This is a genomic window from Streptococcus sp. k-628 (assembly GCF_013277475.1).
Lineage (GTDB): Bacteria > Bacillota > Bacilli > Lactobacillales > Streptococcaceae > Streptococcus.
Genome location: NZ_VMMZ01000010.1, coordinates 1 through 4471, shown reverse-complemented (window position 1 = coordinate 4471; position 4471 = coordinate 1). Strand labels below are relative to the sequence as shown.

The window sequence follows — 4471 nt, the reverse complement described above, 5'->3', positions numbered from 1 at the left end:
CTGCAAATAGTACTGAGACTGTTCATACTGCAAATGGCGCTAAAGATAAGGTAGAATATATTAAACGCGATAATAACATCGTGAAACAAACGACTCATTACACTGTAAATTCTACTGACGGAACTGTTACAGAAAATCCTACCAAAGATGAAGAAGTTGTAAGCCCTGAAAGTTTAGGCAACCCAGGTATAACGAGTGTCGCAGATAAGACAGAATACTATAAACAAGGCGATGATGTCATGAAACGCGTGACTACCTATGACGTAAATCGTCAAACCGGAAAAGTTACTGCAAATAGTACTGAGACGAAATTCTCAGCCAAGAGTACGCTTCGAAGTTTAGTAGATGAGGCAACCAACACGGTTCTAAGTTACAAGTATCACAATGCTGACAAAGATAAGAAAGATGCTTTTGATAAAGCTATAGAACAAGCTAAGGCTGTTTTAGATGATGTATATGCTTCTCAAAAAGCAGTTGATGAAGCTAGGGATAATCTAAAACTAGCTAAAGAATCTTTGAATGGAATTTACATACCACCGTATACTCCACAAGCAGATCAACCTCAACCTTCTACTCCTACTCAGCCAGACCAAGGAGCTACTGAGACTCCAACAGCTCCATCTGAGCCAGCTCCACAACCGTCTCAACCAACTGCTCCGAGTCAACCTGCTAGTCCTGCCCCAGCTCCAAGTTCAGCTCCGACTCAAGCACCTAGAGTGGCAGCAAGCACTTCGGCTAGCTCAACGAGCACGCAAGCTCCAGCTCAAGAGCAAGTTGATAAGTCTGAACTTCGTGCCTTGACTCAAGAGTTAGACCAACGCTTGAAAGCTTTGGCAACAGTATCTGATCCGAAAATCGATGCAGCCAAGGCGGTTCTCCTAGATGCTCAAAAAGCTCTGGAAGATAGTGCCTTGACTGAGCAAGGTCTGCGTACTGCAGTAGAGTCTGTGAAGGCTGCCTTGGACTCTCTCAAAGATGTGAAAGCAAATGCTAGCGACAGCAAGCCTACACAGGACAAGAAAGATGCCAAACAAGGAACGGAAGATAGTAAGGATTCAGATAAGATGACTGAAACAAACTCAGTTCCAGCAGGAGTGATTGTAGTCGGTCTACTTGCCCTTCTAGGAGTGATTGCCTTCTGGTTGGTTCGCCGTAAGAAAGAGTCAGAAATCCAGCAATTAAGCACGGAATTGACCAAGGTTCTCGGACAGCTAGATGCAGAAAAAGCGGATAAAAAAGTCCTTGCCAAAGCCCAAAACATTCTCCAAGAAACCCTTGATTTCGTGAAAGAAGAAAATGGCTCAGCAGAGACAGAAGCTAAACTAGTAGAGGAGCTTAAAGCAATCCTTGCCAAACTCAAGTAAAACATGAGTTATGAAATGTCAAATCTAAAAGACGTTTCCGTTCACAAAAGCAGCGACGAGTAACCCTTGTCGTTGCTTTTTGGCTATTTTGGGGGATAAAATCCACCTTGACTAGCAAAAGAAAAGATTAGTCCAATAGTTCCCGATACGATTTTGCGTAGCAGAAAGCATACAAATTAAATTGAATATAGTAAAATAGGATTAGAAATCTTAAGAAAGTTGGTTCTTTATTGGAAACGATAGTATTTTCAATTTCCGTTTTTTTAGCAGGGGTCTTGTCCTTCTTTTCTCCCTGTATTTTTCCTCTTCTGCCAGTCTATGCTGGAATTTTATTGGATGATCAGGAAAGTGCAAAAAGCTTTTCTTTATTTGGGAGAAAGGTTCTCTGGTCAGGCTTGATTCGAACACTTTGCTTTATCGCAGGTATCTCTCTCATTTTCTTTATTCTAGGCTTTGGTGCTGGTTACTTTGGTCATATTCTCTATGCAAATTGGTTTCGATATGTCATGGGAGCTATTATTATCATTTTGGGTCTTCACCAGATGGAAATTTTTCATTTTAAGAAATTAGAGGTTCAAAAAAGCTTTACTTTTAAGAAATCAGAAGCCAATCGTTATTGGTCAGCATTTTTACTCGGTATTACCTTTAGCTTCGGTTGGACGCCTTGTATCGGTCCAGTTTTGAGTTCTGTTTTAGCACTTGCGGCTTCTGGAGGCAATGGCGCTTGGCAAGGAGCAATCTATACTCTCATTTACACTCTGGGCATGGCCCTTCCTTTCTTGGTTTTGGCCCTAGCTTCAGGTGTAGTCATGCCTTATTTTAGTAAAATTAAACGTCATATGATGCTACTGAAGAAAATTGGTGGTTTGCTCATTATTTTAATGGGAATTTTGTTAATACTAGGACAAGTAAATGTTCTAGCTGGAATTTTTGAATAAAGGAGAACAAATGAAAAAAGTAATGTTTGCTGGCTTAAGTCTCTTGTCATTAGTTGTATTGATGGCCTGTGGTGAGGAAGATACTAAAAAAACTCAAGCTCCACAACAGCCAAAACAAGAAACGACTGTACAACAAATAGCAGTTGGAAAAGAGGCTCCAGACTTTACCTTACAATCCATGGATGGCAAAGAAGTCAAGTTATCTGATTATAAGGGTAAAAAGGTTTACTTGAAGTTTTGGGCTTCATGGTGTGGTCCATGTAAGAAAAGCATGCCTGAGTTGATGGAACTAGCGGCGAAACCAGATCGTGATTTCGAAATTCTTAGTGTCATTGCACCAGGAATTCAAGGTGAAAAAACTGTTGAGCAATTCCCCCAATGGTTCCAAGATCAAGGCTATAAGGATATCCCAGTTCTTTATGATACCAAGGCCACAACCTTCCAAGCTTATCAAATTCGAAGCATTCCTACAGAATACCTGATTGACAGTCAAGGGAAGATTGGAAAGATTCAATTTGGTGCTATCAGCAACGCGGATGCAGAAGCAGCCTTTAAAGAAATGAACTAGAAACGATAAAATCTGATTACAAGATGTAGTCAGATTTTTTTAGAAAATCATTTTATAAATATTCACAAATCTCCTATATTTATGGTAAAATAGAATCATCAGTTTATTTTGGAGAAAAAGATGAATATATTTAGAACAAAGAATGTTAGTTTAGATAAAACGGAGATGCACAGGCATTTGAAGTTATGGGATTTGATTTTGCTGGGTATTGGAGCCATGGTAGGGACAGGTGTCTTTACAATTACAGGTACTGCAGCTGCAACGCTTGCTGGTCCAGCCCTAGTGATTTCAATCGTCATTTCTGCCTTGTGTGTGGGATTATCAGCCCTCTTTTTTGCAGAATTTGCTTCACGAGTACCTGCTACAGGTGGTGCCTACAGTTATCTCTATGCTATTTTAGGAGAATTTCCAGCTTGGTTGGCTGGCTGGTTAACCATGATGGAATTCATGACAGCTATATCTGGTGTGGCTTCGGGTTGGGCAGCTTATTTTAAAGGCTTGCTTTCTCAATACGGGATAGCCCTTCCTCAGGCATTAAATGGTACCTTTAATCCTCAAGCAGGGACATTTGTTGATTTATTGCCTATTCTTGTCTTGGTCTTGGTGACTTCGCTTGTTTTACTAAATGCTAAGGCAGCCTTACGCTTTAATTCGATTCTAGTCATTTTGAAATTTTCCGCTTTAGCTCTCTTTGTTTTAGTAGGGATTTGGAATATTAAGCTTGATAATTGGAGCAATTTTGCTCCTTATGGTTTTGGACAAATCTATGGTGCTAGTACTGGTATTATGGCTGGTGCGTCCTTGATGTTCTTCGGTTTTTTGGGATTTGAATCCATCTCTATGGCTGTAGATGAGGTCAAGACTCCTCAAAAAAATATTCCTAGAGGGATTGTCTTATCGCTTTCTATCGTAACTATTCTCTATGCCTTGGTGACGCTTGTCTTGACTGGTGTGGTTCACTATAGTCATTTAAATGTCGATGACGCCGTTGCCTTTGCACTTCGTAGCATTGGGATTAGTTGGGCAGCCAACTATGTGTCATTAGTGGCTATCTTGACCTTGATTACAGTTTGTATTTCGATGACCTATGCCCTATCGCGTATGATTTACAGTTTAGCGCGTGACGGCTTAATGCCTGCTGCCTTTAAAGAACTGACCAAAACAAGCAAGGTACCCAAAAATGCGACTATCTTGACAGGTCTAGCTTCAGCAGTAGCAGCAGGAATGTTCCCACTAGCTAGTATTGCAGCCTTCTTAAACATTTGTACCTTGGCCTACTTAATCATGCTGGCTTACGGCCTGATTCGCTTACGGAAAGAAAAAGGGATGCCAAAAGCTGGGGAATTTAAAACACCCTTGGTACCCCTGTTACCGATTTTATCAATCATCATTTGTTTATCCTTTATGTTACAGTATAATATGGAAACTTGGATTGCTTTCCTAGTTGCATTGTTAGTAGGAAGTTTTATTTACTTTACTTATGGTTATAAGCATTCTACCATAGAAGAATAATACTCTTCGAAAATCTCTTCAAACCACGTCAGCTTCGCCTTGCCGTATGTATGGTTACTGACTTCGTCAGTTTCATCTACAACCTCAAA

At 40.4% G+C, this 4471-nt stretch carries 4 protein-coding genes and 2 pseudogenes; all 6 read left to right on the top strand.

Annotation, left to right across the window (positions count from 1 at the left end):
- Window positions 1–239 precede the first annotated feature (239 nt).
- A pseudogene (locus tag HT730_RS01955) lies at window positions 240–461 on the top strand (hypothetical protein); the annotation flags it as partial.
- Between the two features lie 255 nt (window positions 462–716).
- Window positions 717–920 (top strand): annotated as a pseudogene (locus tag HT730_RS01950) (hypothetical protein); the annotation flags it as partial.
- Window positions 921–947: 27 nt separating this feature from the next.
- The gene (locus HT730_RS01945; protein ID WP_173306640.1) at window positions 948–1364 is read left to right on the top strand and encodes an LPXTG cell wall anchor domain-containing protein; all 417 of its coding nucleotides are present in this window, start codon (window positions 948–950) and stop codon (window positions 1362–1364) included.
- A 230-nt stretch (window positions 1365–1594) separates the two neighbouring features.
- Window positions 1595–2302 (top strand): thiol-disulfide oxidoreductase-associated membrane protein CcdA2, encoded by a 708-nt coding sequence (gene ccdA2 / locus HT730_RS01940; RefSeq protein WP_173306638.1) that lies wholly within the window; start codon window positions 1595–1597, stop codon window positions 2300–2302.
- Window positions 2303–2312: 10 nt separating this feature from the next.
- The gene (gene sdbB, locus HT730_RS01935; protein WP_173306637.1) at window positions 2313–2870 is read left to right on the top strand and encodes a thiol-disulfide oxidoreductase-associated lipoprotein SdbB; all 558 of its coding nucleotides are present in this window, start codon (window positions 2313–2315) and stop codon (window positions 2868–2870) included.
- A 120-nt stretch (window positions 2871–2990) separates the two neighbouring features.
- On the top strand, window positions 2991–4382 hold the full coding sequence (locus HT730_RS01930) for an amino acid permease (RefSeq protein WP_173306636.1): 1392 nt from the start codon (window positions 2991–2993) through the stop codon (window positions 4380–4382).
- Window positions 4383–4471: the final 89 nt, after the last annotated feature.